Genomic DNA, 18,861 nt, shown 5'->3' on the forward strand with positions numbered 1-18,861 from the left:
TGCGGGTTCGCTGTAGCGTGGCCCGCGATGCTCAACCCCGCCTACTCGCCCGGCGACGTGCCGCCGCCGTCGGCGGACGCGCTCGCGTTCCACCGCTCGCTGCCCGGATACGCGCCGACGCCGGTGCACGACCTCGGCGGCGGCGTGTTCGTCAAGGACGAGTCCAACCGCTTCGGGCTGCCGGCGTTCAAGGTGCTCGGCGTCTCGTGGGCGGTCGAGCGGGCGCTGCGCGAGGACCCGGGGATCGAGCGGCTGGTGGCGGCGAGCGCCGGCAACCACGGGCGGGCGGTCGCGCACGTGGCCGCGCGACGTGGCCTCCGCGCACGCGTGTTCCTGCCCGCGCGGTCGGTCGCGGCGCGGCGGGAGGCGATCGCCTCCGAGGGCGCCGACGTGGTCGTCGTCGACGGCACCTACGAGGACGCCGTCCGGCTCGCCGCGGCCGAGGGGGAGCAGCCCGGCGCGTTCGAGCTGGCCGACGTCGGGTCCGCCGGGCCGGCGCGCTGGGTGATCGACGGCTACGCGACGCTGTTCGCCGAGCTGGAAGGTCGCTTCGACACGCTCCTCGTGCCGGTGGGGGTGGGGTCGCTGGGCGCGGCCGCGGCGCGCTACGGCGCGGCGACCGGCACGGCCGTCATCGCCGTCGAGCCCGACGTGGCCGCCTGCCTGACGGCCTCGCTGGCGGCCGGCGTGCCCACCGTCGTCGACACACCCGGGACGGCGATGGCCGGCCTGGACTGCGCCGAGGTCTCCGAGGCGGCGTGGCCGACGTTGCGCGCCGGCGTCATCGGCACGGTCACGGTGTCCGACGCGCAGGTGGTGGACGCGATGCGCGCGCTCGCCGCGCGCGGGCTCACGATCGGGCAGTCCGGCGCGGCGCCGTTCGCCGCGCTCTCCGCGCTGGACGGGGAGCTGCGCGCGGCGGTGTCGCTCGACCGCGTCCTGCTCGTCGCGACCGAAGGCCCGACCGACCCGGAGGGCTACCGAGCCGCCGTCAGCAACGCTTGACGGTTAGGCTGTGGCGTCTCCCCACTCTCCCGGTAGCTCTCGGAGGCGTCTGTGTCACTGCTCCTCGCGCGGATCGCGCGCACCCTCACGCATCACTGGATCCGCGGCTTAGTCGGCGCGCTCGTCGTGCTGGTCGTGGTCGGCATCGCGGCCGGCACGGGCGGTGAGGCGGCCGACGACTTCTCGACTCCGGGCACGGAGAGCCAGAAGGCGATCGACCTGTTCCAGGCGCACCAGCCGGCGCTGGCCGGCGTGGAGGCGACGCTCGTCTTCCACACCGAGGACGGCAAGATCACCGACCCCGACAAGAAGGCCGTCGTCCAGGAGACCCTGGAGAAGGTCAAGGCGCTGCCGGAGAAGAAGGAGGTCTCCGACCCGTTCGCCGAGGGCGGCACGATCTCGCCGGACGGCAAGCTCGCGTCCGTCGACGTCCGGTACCTGATCGATCAGGCCGAGGTCAAGCCCGAGCAGGGCAAGGCGCTGATCGAGGCGCTCGAGACCGGTGACCGCGACGGCGTCGAGGCGTCCGGCCGCGGCGTGATGATCGACTTCGGCTCCGAGCAGGAAGCGCCCGTCGGCGAGCTGATCGGCATCGGCCTCGCGATCATCCTGCTGTGGGTCCTGTTCCGGTCGTGGGTGGCGATGGTCGCCACGCTCGTCGGTGCGCTCATCGGCGTGATGTTCGGGCAGATCCTGCTCGTCGCCCTGGCCAAGCCGCTCGGGCTGCCGGACTTCGCCGCGATCATCGCGACGATGCTCGGGCTCGGCGCGGGCATCGACTACGCGCTGCTGATCATCGGGCGGTATCGAGAGCAGGTGGCGGCTGGGGATTCGCCACGTGACGCCTCCGCCAAGTCGGCCGCGACGTCCGGTGCCTCGGTGGTCGCCGCGGGCCTGATCGTGATGCTCGCGATCGCGGGCCTGCTCGTGATCGGCATCCCGTTCATCGGCAAGCTCGGCATCGGCGCCGCGATCGCCGTCGGCGCGGTCGTCGTCTCCGCGCTCACCGTGCTGCCGATCATGATCGGCGCCTTCAGCCGCTGGCTGAAGCCGAAGAAGCCCTCGCACGTCGCGGCCTCGACGTTCTTCGAGCGCTGGGGCGAGATCGTCACCAAGCGCCCGTGGCTGTCGATCGCCGTCGGCGTCCTGCTGCTGCTGATCTTCGCGTTCCCGGTCACGTCGCTGCGGCTCGGCCAGCCCGACGACGGCAACCAGCCCGAGGGCAAGCTCCAGCGCGTCGCCTACGACCGGCTGAGCGAGGCGTTCGGCCCGGGCTCCACCGGCCCGTTCATCATCGCCGTCGACACGCAGGACGGCGCGCAGAACTTCACCGCCGACCTCGACAAGGTCCAGAAGGCGATCGCCGGCACCGACGGCGTCGCGCAGGCCGCTCCGGCGCAGCCGTCCGAGGACGGCAAGATGGCGACGATCTTCGCGATCCCGACGTCGGCGCCGCAGAACGAGGCGACGAGCGAGCTGCTCACGCGCCTGCGCGAGGAGACGATCCCGGCCGCGACCCAGGGCACACCGCTCGCGGGCAAGGTGTTCATCGGCGGCGCCGTGCCGGTCTTCGAGGACCTCTCGGCCAAGGTCGCCTCGCGCCTGCCGCTGTTCATCTCGGTCGTGATCGGCCTGTCCGTGCTGCTGCTGATCATGGCCTTCCGGTCGCTGTGGATCCCGCTCGTGAGCGCCGTCTTCAACCTGCTCAGCGTGCTCGCCGCCTACGGCGTGGTCGTCGCGGTCTTCCAGAAGGGGATCGGGGCGAGCCTGCTCGGGGTGGACTCCGGGGTGCCGATCGTGTCCTTCATCCCGGTCATGTTGTTCGCGATCCTGTTCGGCCTGAGCATGGACTACAACGTCTTCCTGCTCTCGCGCGTGCACGAGGCCTACAACGAGGGCGACCGGCCGCGGGAGTCCGTGATCCACGGCCTGTCGCGGATCGGCAAGGTCATCCTGTTCGCCGGCCTGATCATGGCCGCCGTGTTCCTCGCCTTCGTCACCCAGCCCGACGTGATCGCGAAGATGATGGGGCTCGGCCTCGGCCTGGCGATCCTGATCGACGTGCTCTTCGTGCGCCTGATCATCGCGCCCGCGGTGGTCACGCTGCTCGGTGACAAGGCCTGGTGGCTGCCCGGCTGGCTCGACAAGATCCTGCCGAACGTGTCCCTCGAGGGTCACCTCGTGGAGGCGCTGGACAAGCAGCTCACGCAGGAGCACGACGTCGTCGACTCGACGAACGGCCACGCCAACGGCGGCTCGGCCTCGCGCGAGACGACCTCCAGCCGCGACTGACCGCTGTAGCGACACACACCGGCCGCCACAGCAGCCGGCGGGCCTATCGCGAGATGGGCCTCGCCGCGCTGCTGTGGGGCACGATCGGCCCCGCGGCCGCGTTCGTCACCGAGCACACCACGCTCAGCCCGATCCAGACGTCGCTCTGGCGCTTGCTGACGGCGGTGATCCCGCTGGCCGCGATCGCGCTGGTCGTCGGGCGCGCGGCGGCGAAGCCGTCCCGCGCGCTGGTGCTCGGCGGGCTCGCCGTCGGCGCCGTCACGGGCCTCTCCCAGCTGGCCTACTTCGCCGCGGTCGTCGAGTCGGGGATCGCGATCCCGACGCTGATCGCGTGCGGTCTCGGCCCGATCCTGACGGCGGTCGGCCAGACCGTGATCTTCGGCGACCGCCCGGACGTGCGCACGCTGCTCGCGCTCGCCGTGGCCCTGAGCGGCCTGGCGCTGCTGATGCTCGACAGCCCGCACACGGTCACCGCCCTCGGCATCTTGCTGTCGGTGCTGTCGGCGATCACCTACGCCGCCTACGCGCTCTCGGTCGGCCCGGTCAGCCGCGGGATGAGCACCCTGAACCTGACCGCGATCGCCACCGCCGGCGGCACCCTGGCGATCCTCCCGTTCACCCTCGCGGACGGCGGCCCCGGCGTGCCCGGCACCGCGGCGGGCTGGGCCGGCGTGCTGCACCTGGGGATCATCGTCTCGTGCGTGGCCTACGCGCTCTATTACCGCTCCGCGCGTACGCTCCCGTCGACCCACATCACGATCCTGATCCTGCTCGAGCCGCTCGTGGCGGCCCTGCTCGCGGTCGTGTTCTTCGACGAGCACCTCACGGTGGGGACGATCGTGGGCGGCGTCCTGATGCTCACCGCGGTCGCCGGCCTGCGCGGCGACGACGAGACCGCGAACCCGGGCGAGTAGACAGGCGAACCCCACTGGGTGGGGCAACCGGCGCGAGGCGTCGTGAGCCTGTAGGAAGATCCGCGGCGTGCGCCTGTCCACGCTCCTCATCGGGGTCGCGCTGGCCGTTGTCCCGGCCGCGCCCGCCTTCGCGCAAGACGACATCGAGCTGCTGGCCAAGCTCGGCTCCCGGACCTTCGGGTCGCTGCCCACCGCGCCCGCCGCGCTCGGAGACGGCACGGTGCTGTTCGAGGCCGACGACGGCGTCCACGGCCCGCGGCTGTGGCGCAGCGACGGCACGGCCGCCGGCACGCGGGTGGTCACCGACCTCCCGTACAGGACCGAGTACGCGAAGCTGTACGCGAACGAGGTCGTGGATGGCGTCGCCTACCTGCACATGGGCAGCTCGATCTGGCGCTCGGACGGCACGGCGGCCGGCACGCGCGAGCTGCTCGTGCTGCCGCCGGAGGGCAAGCGGGCCGCGGCCGCGGCGGCCGACGGAGACGAGCTGCGCCGGACGGTGTTCCTGCCGTTCAAGGGCGGCGTGGCGTTCGTCGTCGGCAACCTCGAGCAGCGGCTGTGGGTCGCGGACGCGGCCGGCGTGCGGCGGCTGGACGTGGTGCCCGAGGACGGCGGCTGGACGTATCTCGGCCTGGCGGGCTCCACCGGTGACGAGCTGTACTTCACGCAGGGTGGCTCGCTGCTGAAGACCGACGGCACCCGGGAGGGGACCGTCGGCGTGCCGAACGGCGCGGACTTCGAAGGGCTGGCGCTGCTGGACGGGTACGCGCTGGTCGCGAGCCGCACGTACACCACGCAGGAGGGCCACCGGTATCCGCTCGTGGCGGTGCCGCCGGGCTCGGGGCCGCCGGTGAAGATCGCCGAGTCCTCGTCCCGGATCGGGCCGATGCGCGTGCTCGACGGCGTCCTCTACTTCGGCACCGACGCGGGCGTGCACCGCTGGGCGCCGGAGCAGGGCGTGACCGCGCTCGGTGGCCCGGCCCCCGCGGGCAACGAGAGCCACGCGAGTGGGTCCGAGAACTTTGCCAAGACCGGCGCCGTGCTGTTCTGGGCGGGCGGGGCCGGGGCGGACGGGCTGTGGCGCCACGACGGCACGTCGGTGGCGCGCGTGCCCGGCCCGGCGCGCTCGCCGATGCGGATCACCACCGTCGCCCCGGGGCGCGTGCTGTTCTGGGCCTACGACAGCACCGACCCGGACGGTGAGCGCGTGCTGTGGCTGGCGGACGCGGCCGGGATGCAGCGCGTCCCGGGCGAGGTGATCCGGGGCGAGTACACGTATCCGTTCGTCCGCTCGGCGCACGGGCTGCTGTACGCCGCGTTCACCGAGCAGGGCGACGTGGAGCTCAACCGCTCCGACGGCACCGTGGCGGGCACGGGCCAGCTCGTGGACCTGAACACGTTGCCCAAGGGGTCGGGCCCGAGCAACGCGGCGCGCGTCGGCGACCGCGTGCTGTTCACGACCTACGAGCACCCGGGGCTGTGGGTGACCGACGGGACCGCCGCCGGCACGACGGTCGTGCGCGAGCACGACCGCACCGGCGCGCCGCTGGCGCCTCGCACGCTCTACTCGGACGGCGCGACCACGTACTTCCAGGGCCGCGACGACTGGCTCTACCGCAGCGACGGCACGGCGGCGGGCACGCGTGAGATCGCCGGTCCGTTCCGCGCGCTCGAGGGCGTCGGCCCGGTCGGCTCGGCGTTCGTCTTCGGCCAGCTCCCGAACTGCTACCCCTGCGACGCCGAGCTGTGGCGGACGGACGGCAGCGCCGCGGGCACGCGCTCGCTCGGGGTCGAGTACGACTACCCGGCCACGGCCGTCGCCGGCAACGGCCGCTCGCTGCTGATCGGCGGCGCGCTGTTCGGCTTCTTCCGCACCGGCGGTGAGACCGCCGTCGCCAACCATCGGTGGTTGAACTTCGACGCCGTGCCCGCGCCGGGCGGGTACCTGGCCGCCGGCCAGGCGAAGGACAACGAGTCGGGGCTGTACCGGCTCGACGAGGACGGCGCGAACGCGCAGCTCGTCACCCCGATCGGCCCGAACTTCCCGCTCGGCCTCGAGCGCCTCGGCGACCGCGTGGTGTTCATCGCCGAGACCGCCGCGTTCGGGCGCCGCTGGCACTCGGCGGACCTGCGCGGCGGTGACCTGCAGCCGCTGCCGCTCGAGTTCGGCAACCAGTACGTGTACGTCGACCAGGCCGGTGGGTTCGCGTTCATCACCCGCCCGGTCGCCGACGGCAGCGAGCTGTGGCGCACGGACGGCACCGCCGCCGGGACGATCAAGCTCGTCTCGTTGAAGGGCACCTACTGGGACACGCTCCCGGACCAGTTCACCGCGTTCGCGGGCCAGGTCTTCTTCACGGCGGGCGATGAGGTGTCCGGCCGCGAGCTCTGGCGCACCGACGGCACGCCGGCGGGCACCAAGCTCGCGCGCGACCTCTGGCCCGGCCCGGAGTCCTCTGACCCGTACGGCCTGGTCGCCACCGACGACTTCCTGCTCTTCACCGCCGACAGCCTCGAGTACGGCTACGAGCCCTGGCGGATCCGGCGTGCGCCCGGCCCGGCGCCACGGCCAGAGGAGCCGGCGCCGGTCACCATCACGCCGCTGCCCGTGCCCGACGCACCCTCGTCGCCGCTCGGCACCCTGCCGGTCAAGCAGCTCCGCGCGACCGTCTCCGTGCAGGTCAAGCGCGCGAAGGCCCCACGCGGCTCGGTGCGCTGGACCGTCTCCGGACGGGTCGACGGCACGGGCTGCAGCGGCCGCGTGCGGATCGACCTGCGCAGCGGTTCGCGCCGGGTGAAGACGGTCACCGCCCAGCTCCGGCGCTGCCGCTACACGGCGACCGTCAAGGCCGCCGTGCGCGGCAGGAACCGCTCGTTGTCGGTCCGGACGCTTCCGACCAGGACCCTCGTCGCGGCGACTTCGCGGACGGTGCGCGTGCGCTGATCACCGTCGCTCAAGCCGAGCGCATGCGCGCGCCGAAGGGCACTTGAGCGGGACCTCGCAGGGTCTCGGGAGCGTGCGGTTCGGCGGATGTTCGATTGCCCGTGGGTCCGGCAACTAGTTGATTGCCCGCGATGCGCGGATTCCCGTGGCGTTCGATGGTGGCCATGACCCTGACCGTGGGGACGCTGTTCGGCGCGCCCGCACACGCCTCGCCACCCGGCGGCGGTAAGGGTGCGCCCGCCGCGGACACGCGGGTGCCGCCGAGCCCGCACACGGACCCGGCGCTGCGGACGCACGCCTCGGCGCGGCCCGGTTCGCGTGAGCGCCGCCACGCGTCGCGCACCGCGTACACCGACCTCACCCGCGGCGAGGCGGTCGCGCTCGCCCAGCGCCACTTCCCGGGGCTCGACGAGCGCGGCTACAGGGCGCTGGACCTGGAGCCCGGCGAGCGCGTCGAGGCGTGGCTCGGTGCCCGCGCGGCCCGGATCGCCCGGCCCGGCGAGGCCGACCTGCTGCTCGAGAGCCAGCTGCCGCTGCGGACGCTGGGCGCCGACGGCACGCCCGCGCCGGTCGACCTGAGCCTGCGGGCCGGGGGAGACGGCTTCGCGCCGCTCGCGCCGATCGTCGCGCTCGAGGTCGGCGACCGTGCCCACGAGGGCATCACGCTCGACGACATCGACGTCGCGGTCCAGCCCGTCGGTGTGAGCGACAGCGCCGGCCTCACGCGCCAGGACAAGGCCTTCTTCACCGACACGGCGCCGGACACCGACCACATCGTCACGCCGCTCCCGACGGGTGTCGACCTCGGTGCGCAGCTGCGCTCGCCGCAGAGCCCGGAGCGCTTCCGCTGGCGGCTCGAGCTGCCCGCGGGCGCGCGCCTGCAGCGCTCTGCCGACGCGCCCGGCGCCGAGATCGTCGCCGCCGACGGGGCCAAGCTCGCGCACATCACCGCGCCGGTCGCCTGGGACGCCGACGACCAGAAGGTCCCGAGCACGCTGACGGTCGCGGGCAACGAGCTCGTCGTCGACGTCGCCCATCGCGGGGCGGACGTCCGCTACCCGGTGATGCTGGACCCGACGATCCTCGAGGACTCGTCCAACTGGTACGCGAACGCGGCCGTGCCCGTGGACCTCTCGGGCTGGATGTGGACGGACCCGGGCAAGCGCTTCAGCTACTTCTACGGCGCCGCCTACCTCGGCAACGGCCTCTACACGTACAACCGCGGCAGCACGGTGTTCAACGCCGGCGACTACGCGAACTGGTACTTCAACGCGCCCGGCACGTCGCGGATCGTCCGCGCCGACTTCGGCTCCGTCAAGCACGAGCCGCAGACCACCGGCACCTACGCGGCGCCCTCCAACGACGACCGCAGCTACCAGGGCGTCTGGAGCTACACGCTGGGCCGCTACGAGAACGGCACGTGGTGCGACGTCGGTCAGAGCGCCGGCACCTGCGGCACGTCGCCGTTCAGCACCTACGGCGCCCTGCACTACACGACCAAGTCCCACACGGGGCTGGAGGCCACGCCCGGCAACGCGGCGATCTTCGGCACGTCCGTCTACTACGGCGGCACGCACACCGCGTTCACCAACTTCCTCGGCAGCGCGACCGTGTGGATCGAGGACGTCGGCCCGCCGACCGTGACGGAGGACAGCGGCCTCTCCGACCAGCGCTGGACGTCCTACCGGGCGTTCCAGGCCCGCGGGACGGACAGCGGCCTCGGCCTGCGCAAGCTCGTGCTGGACTCGCCGGGCACCCCGGGCTGGAGCGGCGCGTACACGTACGACGCGGGCTGCACGGGTGACCGTCGCAACCGCTGCCCGCAGGCGGGCTACGTGTTCTCGGACACGAACGGCCTGCCCGAGGGCGTCGTGCCGATCCGCTACACGGCCACGGACGCCGTCGGCAACGAGTTCTCCCGCACGTGGAACCTGCGCATCGACCGCAGCGGCCCGAGCCTCAGCCCCGACGACGGCCACCTGCCGGGCGCCACGGGCGAAGGCGAGGACGAGGACGGCTGGCGCACGTTCACGGCGCACGCGAACGACGCGGGCTCGGGCGTGCGCTCGATCGACTTCGAGCTCGAGGCCGAGTGGGGCACGATCGTGGACGGCTCCACCGACCCGGATCCGCAGCCGTGCTCGGCGTCGTGCGACAAGGCGCGCGACTGGACGGTCGAGACGCGCTACCTGGCGCCCGGCGTCTACACGCTGCGCACGATCGCGACCGACCAGCTGGGCAACGAGGCCGTGAGCGAGCGCACCGTCGAGATCGCGTTCGGCATCCCGCCCGTGTTCCGCTGAGCACGCGTCGCCGAGTTCACCGTTCGTTCCCAGGGGCGGCTCCTACCGCCCGTAGTTTCCGGCCCACAGGTTCCGAGACTGGAGGGTCTTACCGATGCTGGGCGGATTCGACGGGCGCCGGGTGGCGCTCGCGCTGACGGCTGCCGCTTTGGCGGCGCCGGTGGCGACGGCGGGGGCACAGACGCCCGCGCCCAAGCCACTGACGATCGTGTTCGTGGTCGACGGCCTGCGGCCGGACTCGATCAACCCCACGGACACGCCGAACCTCTACCGGCTGAGTCGGGAGGGGACGCTGTTCACCAACAACCACTCGATCGTCCCGACGGTCACGCGCGGCAACGCGACCGGGATCGGCTCCGGCGCGCACCCAGAGCACAGCGGCATCCTCGGCAACGCGATGTTCGTGCCCGAGGTCAACCCGCTCGGCTCGTTCAGCACTGGCGACGCCGCGCAGTTGCTCAAGCTCGACGAGGTCACCGGCGGGAAGATCGTCCTCACGGAGACGCTCGCGGAGCGCGTGCAGGCGGCGGGCAAGACGTTGCTCTCGCTCGGCTCCGGCACGTCGGGCGCGACGCTGCTGCTGAACCCGAAGGCCCCGCACGGCGTCGGGCAGATGGTCAACACGGGTGACGCGAACACGCCGTTCGCGTTCCCGACGGCACTCGGCACGGACATCCTCGCCCGGTTCGGCACCCCGCCGCGGGACGGCGGCACGCCCAACAACAAGCTCGTGACCTACGCGGAGACCGTCCTGCGCGACGGGATCCTCACGCCGAGCGCGCCGGACGTCGTCCTGAACTGGATCACGGAGCCGGACGGCAGCCAGCACTCGTTCGGCGTCGGCTCCCCGCAGGCGCTGTCGGGCATCCGCAACTCCGACAAGGAGCTCGGGCTCGTGCTCGAGAAGGCGCAGGCGCTCGGGCGGCGCACGAACGTGCTCGTCGCCTCCGACCACGGCTTCTCGCTGCGCGACTACAACGTCAACGTCACCTCCGCGCTCGAGCAGGCCGGCCTGCGCACGCCCGGCACCGACGACACGATCGTCTCCAACACGGGCCCGGCGCTCATCCACGTCAAGGGCCGCAACCCGGACCGGATCGCGGCGATCGTGCGCTTCCTGCAGTCCCAGCCGTGGGCCTCGACCGTCTACACGGCCGCGGAGAAGCCCGTGGGCGGCGTCTACACCGTCTCGCCCGGGGATCACGACATTCGCACCGTCAAGCCCTACGGCTGGGTCGCCGGCACGTTCAGCCTCGAGCTGATCCACCAGTCCAACCCGGTGCGCGGCGCGGACATCATCGTCACCTTCCCGTGGTCCTCGAAGCCGAACAACTACGGCGTGCCCGGCCGCGCGGCGTTCGCGGGCGGCGGCACGACAGGTCCGGTCACGGGCGTCGCGTCCGAGCACGGCTCATTCAGCCCGTGGGAGACGCACAACACGCTGCTGGCATGGGGACCGGACGTCAAGGCCGGCCACGTGGTCGGCGTGCCGGTCGGCAACGTCGACATCGCACCGACGGTGCTCGCGCTCGCCGGGATCGACGACGGCAAGTCCGGCGACGGGCGCGTGCTGACCGAGGCGCTGGTCGGTGGGGAGGAGCCGCAGGTGCCCTACGGCGCGCGGATCTTCCGCACCAAGTCCGGCAACCACGACGCCGCGGTCCAGGTCTCCAACGTCGGCGGCACCTGGTACGTCGACAAGGCGTGGGCCGACGACACGCAGACCGAGCCCGCGGGCGGGACCGAGGTCAAGGCGCCCGGCAGCGCGAGCGGAACGGTCCCGGCGACGCTCTCGCTCGCACTCGGCGCGCCCGCGTCCTTCGACCCGTTCGTGCCCGGCGTCGAGCGCGAGTACACGGCCACCACGGACGCGACGGTGGTCTCGAGCGCGGCTGACGCGACGCTGTCGGTGTCCGAGCCCGGCCACCTGACCAACGGCGCGTTCTCGCTCCCGGAGCCGCTGCGCGTGGCGATCTCGAAGGCGGAGTGGACGGGGCCGGTGTCGAACGAGCGGGTGGACATCACCTTCAAGCAGCTCGTGAAGGCCGGCGACGCGCTCCGCACCGGAACGTACGCCAAGACGCTGACGTTCACGCTGGCGACGTCCAGGCCGTAGGGCGCGGGCTCAAGTCCGATCCGGAATGGTCGAGTAACGGGGGGCGGTGTGGAACTTCACGCCGCCCGCCGGAACTTCACGAAGCCACTCGGAGAGCAAATGGACACCGCCGCAAACGGCTGCCCTTGGGTGGCCAACCTCGCCAGCGAGGCCCCCGTCGAGCCCGTCGTCAAGACGCGCGGCACCGACGGTCCGGACCCGCGCGAGGTGCGTGACTTCTTCGAGCAGTACAAGGCCTACACCGACATGGACGACGACGCGTTCCGCACGCGGGTCGCCGAGGTCGCGGCCGAGATCCGGGCCACCGGCACCTACACGCACACGACGGACGAGCTGACCGTCGGCGCCAAGCTCGCCTGGTACAACCACACCCGCTGCGTCGGCAAGCTGTACTGGCGCTCGCTGACCGTCCGCGACTGCCGCGACGTCACGACGCCCGAGGGCATCCGCGACGAGTGCTTCGAGCACCAGCGCGTCGTCCACAACGGCGGCCGGATCAAGCCGACGATCACGATCTTCGCCCCCGACGCGCCCGGCAAGCCCGCCGCGCGGCTGCGCAACGGCCAGATCGTCGCCTACGCGGGCTACAAGCACGACGACGGCACCGTCCTCGGCGACGGCGGCGCGACCGCGGTCACCGAGCTCGCGCAGAGCTGCGGCTGGGACCCGGAGGACAAGACCCCGTTCGACGTGCTCCCACTGATCATCGAGACGCCCGAGGGCGAGCTCAGCGCGCACCCGATCCCGGACGAGATCGTCTGGGAGATCGACCTCGAGCACCCGACGCTGCCGGGCCTGAAGGACCTGGGCCTGAAGTGGTACGGCTTCCCGAGCATCGCCAACATGGGGATGACGATCGGCGGCATCACCTACCCGACGTCGCCGTTCACCGGCTGGTACGTCGCGCCGGAGCTGTCGGCCCGCGACTTCAGCGACGAGTACCGGTACAACATGCTCCCGCAGATCGCCGCCGCGTTCGGGATCGACACCGCCGACCGCCGCTCGCTGTGGCAGGACCGTGCCGTGATCGAGATGACCACCGCCGTGTTGCACTCCTACGACAAGGCCGGCATGCGGATGGACGACCACTACACGGCCACCGAGAAGTTCCACAAGTGGACGCAGGCCGAGGAGAAGCGCGGTCGCGTCGTCGACGCGGACTGGTCCTGGATGATCCCGCCGATCTCCGCCTCGCTCACGAAGGTGTTCCACCAGGAGTACCGCAACGAGGAGAAGCTCCCGAACTTCGTGCGCGTCGAGAAGCCCGCGGTCGAGGCCCCTGAGCCCGCCACCGCGGTGTGCCCGTTCACGGGCGCGACCGCCTCCGTGTAGCGCACTCAACATCCGTTCAGTTGCGCTTCCGGGAGGCGCGGCTGTACATTGCTGGCGGTCGATGTTGTCTTCTCGCCGCGTTCTCATCTCCGCCGGCGCCGCCTTCGTGGCCGCGCTGTCGGTGGCGAACGTGGTCGCGGGCAACGCGAGCGCCATGGAGATGGCGCTCTACGCGGCGCCGTTCCTGGCCATCGTCGGCCTGCTCGCGAGCGGCCGCTACGTCGCCGAGGAACGCATCCTCGCGATCTACCGCTCGCAGCCCCGCCCGCGCCGCCGGAGCGTCTCGCGCCGCTGGCCGAGCCTCGCCGAACTGCCCTTCAGCGCCGCCCTCGAGCGGGCGCCGTGGTCCCTGCGCGGACCACCCGCCGCTCTCGCCGCCTGAGGTAGTTCGCCGACCGTCGCGTCCGCGTGCCCCTGCACGCGTCGACGCGCACCTCCATCACCCATAGATCTCCGGAGGACGTCGTTCAGATGTTCCGCTCTGGGGCCCTCGCTGCCGGCGTCTCATCGCTCGCGGCGTTCGTGGCCCTTTCCGCATCCACGGCCGCGGCGGTCCCGCCCGCGCCGTGCAACAACGCACCACAGATCACCGACGCCGTCGCGAACGACGGCCACCATTCGCCGACGAACGTCACGTCGGCGTGGTGGACCGAAGGCGCTGGGCACCTGCAGGCCGTGATCAAGGTCTTCGCCGGCACCCCCGTGGCCGAGCACGACGAGGCCGACGTCCCCGCCGCCGGTTATGCGTTCGTGTACACCGCCAACGGCCAGACCCGCTACGTGCGGGCGGTGCTCCCGATCGGCGGCCGGCACGAGTTCGACCACGGCACCTATTCGGGTGTCGGTGGGTTCGCGAACGAGGGCGCCACGACCGGCCTCGTCGAGTCGAGCGCGAGCGGAACGGGCGGGACGGTCACGATCGACGTTCCCGGCATCGCCGCGGGCACGAAGCTCACCGGCGCGTTCGTCATCACCTACGACGGCGTCACCAACGGCGGCGTCTTCACGGAGGTCGACCACGCGCCCGGTGGCGAGGCGTGGACGGACCCGGCACGCGGTGCGGACTACGTCGTCGGCTCCTGTGGGGCGACACCGCCGCCCGGAGCCACGCCGACGCCCACCGCACCCGGTCCCGGCACCGAGACGGCGATCACCTCGGTTCAGCTCTCCGCGCCCAAGCGCGTCACCGGTCGCAAGACGGTGACGGTCACGGGCAAGGTCCTTCCGGCGCGGGCGAACGTGGACGTCACGCTCTCCCGCCACGGCAAGGCGACCGCGAAGAGCACCGCGAAGACGGCGGCCGACGGCACGTTCAAGCTCCGCGTCGTGGTCGGCGAGACCACGCGGCTGCGGGCGAGCGTCGGCGGAACCGCCTCGGGTGAGCTGACCGTCACCGCCTACTCGAAGGTGAAGATCAAGGTCCGCAACCGCGCCGACGGCTCGGCCGTCGTCACCGGCACCGTCGATCCCAAGCTCCCGGGCCGCGTGCTCTGGCTGCGCGCGAACGCCATCAAGGAGTCCGCGCGCGCCACCGTCCGCAACGGCAAGTTCACGTTGCGCCTCAAGTCTCCCCGGCCGGGTCGTTACCAGGCCGTCTACATCCCGACCGGCGAGCGCGCCGAGCGGTCCACCTCGAACACTGGAGTCATCCGATGAAGCTGTCCCGTTCCGTCGCGCTCGCCGTCACCGCCGGCACCCTCGCACTGCCCGCCGCTGCCGCTGCCCACCCGGGCGTGTACTTCATCGACCAGAAGGTCCGTAAGGCCGGCACGACCTGCGTGATGCCGGACATGGCGTGCATCGAGACCCGCCGCCAGTACGCGGTCGCCAACGACGGCTACGCGAAGGCGTGGACGGAGGGCAACCCGGCCGCAACCGCCCCGGCGACCCCGACTGCGACGAACGGCGCTCCGGCCGGGCGCGGCCTCATCAACTACAAGGAGCTCGCGGGCAGCTGGCGCGGCACGATCACGGCCACGACGCCCCCCGCGCAGGCCGCCGCGACCCGTAAGTCGTGGCTGCAGTACGCCCCCGCGCAGACCGACCTGCAGGCGCACGCGACCTGCATGGGCGCGCCCTGGGACACCGAGGACAACCGCCTCGCCTGGCAGAACGACCCGTTCTACAACTACATCCCGTGGCAGAAGACGTCGGCCGGCATCGGCGACGAGGCGGACAAGTGGATCGCGCTGATCAAGGACAAGGTGGGTGTCGACCTCACGACGATCGCTGACGCCAACCTCCCCGCCGCGTGCGTCACGGCCGGCGGCACCTACTACGTCGCCGACACGCCCTCGGCCATCACCAACGAGCAGATCGCCGAGGCCGTCGAGCACGCCACGGCGCCGCTCAACACGCAGATCTCCACGCTGCAGAGCCAGGTCGACCAGCTGACCAACCAGGTCGGCGTGCTCGAGGCCGCGGCGGCGACCCAGACCAACGCCACCACGCGCGTCCCGCAGCTCGAGCAGGCCCTCACCGCGGTCGGCGCGCAGCTCAAGGACTCCGAGACCGCCCGCGCGGTCCTGCTCGACCGCCCGCTGCTGGCGTCGCTCAGCGCCAAGAAGTTCGACCAGGGCGTCGCGATGATCACCGGCAAGGCCAACACGACGGCCAAGGTGACGATGACGATCAGCAGCAACGACGCGAAGAAGCTCAAGATCAACCGCACGCTCGCCACCAAGAACGCCGGCCTCGGCGCGCAGGGCGCGGCGCTGGTCGACCTCGCCCTCGTCAGCAAGGCGGCCAAGGCCGTCGACAAGGCCAAGGGCTCGCTGAAGGTCACGATTACGGCGACGTCCGGCAACGAGACCAGCGACGTCACTGGCACGCTCACCCGCTAGTTGTCACGCTGAAGGTCGCGCCCCGTCCTGGGGCGCGACCTCGAAGTGCGGCTCCCAGCCGTCTGGGAGGCTGAGCCGCTCGGACGCGATGGACTGCGCCTGAGCGGCCGTGGAGGCCGGGACTTCGAGTCGCATCCGGTACGCCATCCGGCCCAGGATGTACGTCGAGTCGCGCGCCGAGGCGAGCTGGGCGCGGAGCTCGGTGAGCTGGTCGAGGTCGAACCGCGCGCCCGCGCGCTCGGCCACGGCCCGCAGCGGCTCGTCGTCGCTCGGCTCGGGGATGCGGTCGTCGTCGGGCGAGACCCACGCGGTGACCGCCCACGCGATCGGTGGGTCCGCGTCGGTGCGGTCCTTCCAGGCGTCGGCGGGCTCGCGCCGCCACACGAAGTCCGGCAGGTTCGGGGGCGGCCAGAGCGGGAACTCGGGCGGGTGCTCGGTGCCCGCGGAGTAGTGCTCACCGTCGTGCTGGACGTAGACGCGGTCGGCGCGGGCGCGGCCCCACTCGACCGCCGCTTCGACCGTCAGGCCCTCGAACTCCTCGGCCATCCTGCCGGTGTCGTGGTAGCCCGAGAAGGCGCCGGTGAGGAACGTGTCCTCGTGCTCATCCCACTCCGTGTCCTCGGAGATCCAGACGGTTCCGTCGCCCATTCAGGGAGCGTAGACGCGGTAGGCTCGCGCGTCGTGGAGATCACGAGGGGCGTCCATCGGATCGGGCCGACCAAGAAGGGTTGGAAGCTCGGCGGCTACGCGCAGTGCTACCTGATCGACGACGAGAGCGGCGGGCTCGTGCTGGTCGACGCCGGGTACGAGCACGACGGCCACCGGATCCTCGAGTACCTGTGGAAGCTCGGGCGCACGCCCGCGGACATCACGGACCTCGCGCTCACGCACGCGCACCGGTCGCATCTCGGTGCGGTGGCGGCGCTCAAGCGGCTGAACCCGAAGCTGACGATCCACGTGCACCAGTGGGAGGCGGACATCGTCGCCGGGGCCCGGATGGCGCAGCCGATGCCGTTCCGCCCGCTGCGGCCGCTGACGATCTACCCGATGCGGATCGGCGCGCTGATCAACTACGACGCGCACCGCGGCTGCCCGCCGGACGCGCTGCTGCAGGACGTGGACGGGCAGCGGATCGGGCCGCTCGAGGTGATCCAGACGCAGGGCCACACGCCCGGCAGCGTCTCGTTCCTCTGGCGCGAGCGGGGCGTGCTCGCGGTCGGTGACGCGGTCGCGACCTGGCCGAAGCTGGACGCCGGCTGGCCCGGGTTCAACCTCGACGAGGCGCGCTACCAGCGGTCGCTGCAGAAGATCGTGTCGCTCGAGCCCGAGATCGTGCTCACCGGCCACGGGCAGCCCGTCACCGAGAACACGACGCAGAAGCTCGAGTCGCTGCTCAAGGGGCCGTACTGGCCGGCCAGGTCTTGAACGCGTTCTCGGCGGGCTTGAGCTGCGGGTAGTGGCGGCGGAGCACGTCGCCCATACTCGTCTCCTCGATCCAGCGCAGCCCGACCGGCGTGTAGGTCTCGGGCGTGTAGCCGTCGGTGAAGAACCGGTCGCTCTGCAGTCGCCGTGAGGCCATCAGCAGGAAGATCCGGAACGCCGTCTCGCTGAACGCGAAGCCGCGCGGCTTGGGCTCGGCGTAGAGGCCGACGACGGCATCGACGGCGTCCAAATCACCCCCATAGACCTCGCGGATCGCCGCCGCCGTCTTCACGTTCCCGCCCGCGAGCTCCTCGAACGTCTTCGGAACCGGCATCCGCAGCAGCTGCCGGAACGCGGTGTAGCGGGGCACGCCGGTCTCCCGCGCGCGGAGGATGTCGGCGGCCGCCAGGTCGACCGGCGGCAGGTCGCCGATCCGCTCCCACCGGCGCATCGTCTCGGGGTAGTTGAACAGCTCGATCTGGCCGGGCGGCTGGGTGCCGAGCGCGTGCAGGGCGCTCGCGACGCCGCCGACCTCGTTGATCCGGTCGCGCGGCTGGCTGATCCGGCCGGGCTGGATCGCCAACGCCCGCAGGTCGAACGAGAGCGACCCGAACGCGTAGTCGTCGGGCATCAACGGATGCAGCCGGTAGACGGTCACGAACTCCTCCGTGAGCGTGTACGGCACGCCGTGATGGTTCGTGCGCGAGCCGGGGATGCCGGACAGGACCTCGTTGGCCCCGATCCGGCCGTGGCGACGGCGGACGTTCTCGCCCAGCAGCCCCCACCACGTCGCCTTGATCGCGCGCTCGGTCGTGGGGTGGCCGATGATCGCGGGCGTCCACTCGACGGTGTGGATCTTCGCCATCAGCGCGCTGTTGATCAGCCGCGCCTTCGCGTACAGCCGGTCCGCGCGCCAGTGCGGGTAGACCTCGCGCAGCCGCCGCACGATCGCGTTGTGCTCGCGCGCGAACAGCACCTGCAGCACGGCCAGGCCGACCCACAGGCTGGCTTCGGGCGCGTTGAAGGTCTTGGCCTCCTCCTCCATCTGGATCAGCAGCGCGTCGTCGACGAGGATCTCGCCGTCGCCCGTCTCGATGTCGCTGATGTACGGCTCGCGCGACCCGTACAGCTGCGACGCGTCCCACCAGTGCGTCTCGCGGGAGAGGAAGCTCGCTGGATCGCTGCCCGGCATCGGGATCGCCTTCGCGAGCGGCATGTCCTCCTCGAGCATCCAGTCGCCGATCGACGGCTCCTTCGCGTGGCTGAGCCAGTCGTGGACCTCGAACTGCAGCCACGCGGCGGCAAGCACGTTGAGATGGCTCGCGGGGAGGAAGTCGCGCCGGACCATCAGCGCGTCGCTGATCTCGCGCGGGTGCGGCGCGCCGAGCGGATCGGGGTCCGGGAGCGACGGGCCGTTGCGGCCGAACGGCGCGGTGATGCTGCCCATCCCGGGCGTCTCGAGGTCGTTGAACGTGCCGTCGGTCAGCCGTTCCTCCCGCGCGACCGGCGGCATCGCGTCGGTCACGGCCGGCACGCCGGTGTCGTAGAGGTTGCGTTCCCGCAGGCGCTCGCGCAGGCCGACGAGCGTCGCGAGCCCCAGGTAGTACGGGAGCCGCTGCCACCCGAATCTCCGTTGCAGCCGTTCGGCGAGCGGCATCAGTGCCTTGGCGAGCATGGATGCAATCCTTCC

General features: G+C 71.9%; 13 protein-coding genes. 11 read left to right on the top strand and 2 right to left on the bottom strand.

Going from position 1 to position 18,861, the window contains the following annotated elements:
• The first annotated feature begins 27 nt into the window (after positions 1-27).
• The 10 genes from OJ997_RS00185 (at position 28) to OJ997_RS00230 (ending at position 15,749) form a co-directional block, all read left to right on the top strand.
• Positions 28-1,005 (top strand): pyridoxal-phosphate dependent enzyme, encoded by a 978-nt coding sequence (locus OJ997_RS00185; RefSeq protein ID WP_270022951.1) that lies wholly within the window; start codon positions 28-30, stop codon positions 1,003-1,005.
• Positions 1,006-1,056: 51 nt separating this feature from the next.
• Entirely contained in the window at positions 1,057-3,297 is a 2,241-nt protein-coding gene (locus OJ997_RS00190) for an MMPL family transporter (protein WP_270022952.1), read from the top strand.
• Between the two features lie 53 nt (positions 3,298-3,350).
• A complete protein-coding gene (locus tag OJ997_RS00195) occupies positions 3,351-4,211 on the top strand; it encodes a DMT family transporter (RefSeq protein ID WP_270022953.1) in 861 nt (286 codons plus the stop codon).
• 67 nt (positions 4,212-4,278) lie between these two features.
• Positions 4,279-7,155, top strand: coding sequence for an ELWxxDGT repeat protein (locus tag OJ997_RS00200; protein ID WP_270022954.1), 2,877 nt, complete (start codon positions 4,279-4,281; stop codon positions 7,153-7,155).
• Positions 7,156-7,319: 164 nt separating this feature from the next.
• Complete coding sequence (locus tag OJ997_RS00205) at positions 7,320-9,458, top strand: hypothetical protein (RefSeq protein ID WP_270022955.1); 2,139 nt, start codon at positions 7,320-7,322, stop codon at positions 9,456-9,458.
• Between the two features lie 94 nt (positions 9,459-9,552).
• Positions 9,553-11,574, top strand: coding sequence for an alkaline phosphatase family protein (locus OJ997_RS00210; protein WP_270022956.1), 2,022 nt, complete (start codon positions 9,553-9,555; stop codon positions 11,572-11,574).
• A gap of 99 nt (positions 11,575-11,673) precedes the next feature.
• Positions 11,674-12,906 (top strand): nitric oxide synthase oxygenase, encoded by a 1,233-nt coding sequence (locus tag OJ997_RS00215; protein WP_270022957.1) that lies wholly within the window; start codon positions 11,674-11,676, stop codon positions 12,904-12,906.
• 61 nt (positions 12,907-12,967) lie between these two features.
• The gene (locus tag OJ997_RS00220; protein WP_270022958.1) at positions 12,968-13,288 is read left to right on the top strand and encodes a hypothetical protein; all 321 of its coding nucleotides are present in this window, start codon (positions 12,968-12,970) and stop codon (positions 13,286-13,288) included.
• 140 nt (positions 13,289-13,428) lie between these two features.
• Positions 13,429-14,562 (top strand): hypothetical protein, encoded by a 1,134-nt coding sequence (locus OJ997_RS00225; protein WP_270022959.1) that lies wholly within the window; start codon positions 13,429-13,431, stop codon positions 14,560-14,562.
• A complete protein-coding gene (locus tag OJ997_RS00230; protein WP_270022960.1) occupies positions 14,559-15,749 on the top strand; it encodes a hypothetical protein in 1,191 nt (396 codons plus the stop codon). Before OJ997_RS00225 ends, OJ997_RS00230 begins: the two co-directional genes overlap by 4 nt.
• A 3-nt stretch (positions 15,750-15,752) precedes the next feature.
• On the opposite strand, the gene OJ997_RS00235 is transcribed toward OJ997_RS00230, so the two are convergent.
• Positions 15,753-16,397, bottom strand: a complete 645-nt coding sequence (locus OJ997_RS00235) for a hypothetical protein (RefSeq protein ID WP_270022961.1) — start codon at positions 16,395-16,397, stop codon at positions 15,753-15,755.
• 33 nt (positions 16,398-16,430) lie between these two features.
• Between OJ997_RS00235 and OJ997_RS00240 the strand changes: the two genes are divergently transcribed.
• On the top strand, positions 16,431-17,174 hold the full coding sequence (locus OJ997_RS00240) for an MBL fold metallo-hydrolase (protein ID WP_270022962.1): 744 nt from the start codon (positions 16,431-16,433) through the stop codon (positions 17,172-17,174).
• On the opposite strand, the gene OJ997_RS00245 is transcribed toward OJ997_RS00240, so the two are convergent.
• Positions 17,143-18,846, bottom strand: a complete 1,704-nt coding sequence (locus OJ997_RS00245; RefSeq protein WP_270022963.1) for a peroxidase family protein — start codon at positions 18,844-18,846, stop codon at positions 17,143-17,145. The two genes, OJ997_RS00240 and OJ997_RS00245, sit on opposite strands and share 32 nt — an antisense overlap.
• Positions 18,847-18,861: the final 15 nt, after the last annotated feature.

This window comes from Solirubrobacter phytolaccae (genome assembly GCF_027587195.1).
GTDB lineage: Bacteria > Actinomycetota > Thermoleophilia > Solirubrobacterales > Solirubrobacteraceae > Solirubrobacter > Solirubrobacter phytolaccae.